The organism is endosymbiont of Riftia pachyptila (vent Ph05) (assembly GCF_000224455.1).
GTDB lineage: Bacteria > Pseudomonadota > Gammaproteobacteria > Chromatiales > Chromatiaceae > Endoriftia > Endoriftia persephonae.
This window is the reverse complement of record NZ_AFOC01000181.1, coordinates 1-1215: the sequence shown is the minus strand read 5'-3', so window position 1 is coordinate 1215 and position 1215 is coordinate 1. Positions and strand designations below refer to the sequence as shown.

Below are 1215 nucleotides of genomic sequence, written 5' to 3'. Positions count from 1 at the left end.
GTTTCTTATAAAAGAAATAGCATCCTTTATTTCAAAGAATGAGGCTAGTGTTTCTTCTGCTAGTTCGATTTTCCTCTTACCAATAAATTCTCGCTTCCATGCACCAACTCCAGAAATAATTGCCCAGCAAGCAGACACAACCGCTATAGCTTGAGCTATTGTGGCTAATTCAATCATGCACATTCCTCTATTGGGCTAACGCCTGCCGTAACCGGCGCATTTGTAGTGAGCGCAGCGAGCGAAAAATGCGTCCGAGTTGACGGCTTTGTTAGCTTTTTATTGATTCTATAGATTGCTTGCATGTTTTAACTATTGAGCCAACTGAAGTCCATATAACTGCCAGTGCACCTAGGACAATAGGCACCCTGTGATCCGCAAGCTTCCCCAATTCGCTGTCGGGGATTGTGCTTGCGACATACCCTAGATGAATGCCTATAACGACACCTGTACAAGACAAGATAATGATTGCCATATCGAGAAACTCAGGTGCTTTCCGGTACTTGACCAGTACAAACATCAAGAAGCAACCACCGAATACCAACCCGACATAAAGACTGGCAAGGTTGAGATTAATCATCATCCTTGCCACCTTTATTGGCTCCACCAAGGGCACCGCCCAACAGTCCTCCAAGTAACGCGCCGCCTATTCCAGGAATTATCAAATTACCGATAATGGCTCCGCCGATTGCCGAAGCGAGCACTTGACCTGAGTTGGACTCGATTTTCTTCTTGTGCTCAAGAATTGCCGTATTTATTTTGTTAGCAAGCTCAATTATTAGTTTTTCTTGTTCCTTTGGCGAGAGTGAGCTTAGTGCTTGAGCATTGACCGCTTGATATTCACTGAGGCTTCCAAGCGCTGATTTTGCAGTTGGCTTTATTATTACTGGAAGAATCAGCGCCTCATCTTCTGATGCTTTTTTAATTAGGGGGAACTCGAAATCAGCGGAGAATGGAGAGGCCATGTAATCCGGACTCACAAGGATTACGAAGACCTTGGATTGTTTAATTGCCTCCTCTATATCTTGCTTCCATTCCGCACCAGCCTGAATCTTTTGGTCACTCCAATATTCTACAAGCCCTTTTGATTCCGCTATTGAAAGGTGAGCAAGCAGCCTTTCAGCCCATTCGTAATCACTGTGGCTGTAGCTAACGAAGACCTTTATACGATTTTTCTTGTCATCCATTTTGTTTGAAGCTCATTTTCCTCGGAAAGCT

At 44.2% G+C, this 1215-nt stretch carries 2 protein-coding genes; both read right to left on the bottom strand.

Annotated elements, in window-relative coordinates:
* Positions 1-268 precede the first annotated feature (268 nt).
* On the bottom strand, positions 269-580 hold the full coding sequence (locus RIFP1SYM_RS16115; protein WP_039960880.1) for a hypothetical protein: 312 nt from the start codon (positions 578-580) through the stop codon (positions 269-271).
* Entirely contained in the window at positions 570-1184 is a 615-nt protein-coding gene (locus tag RIFP1SYM_RS16675) for a toll/interleukin-1 receptor domain-containing protein (protein WP_005966864.1), read from the bottom strand. Before RIFP1SYM_RS16675 ends, RIFP1SYM_RS16115 begins: the two co-directional genes overlap by 11 nt.
* Positions 1185-1215 lie beyond the last annotated feature (31 nt).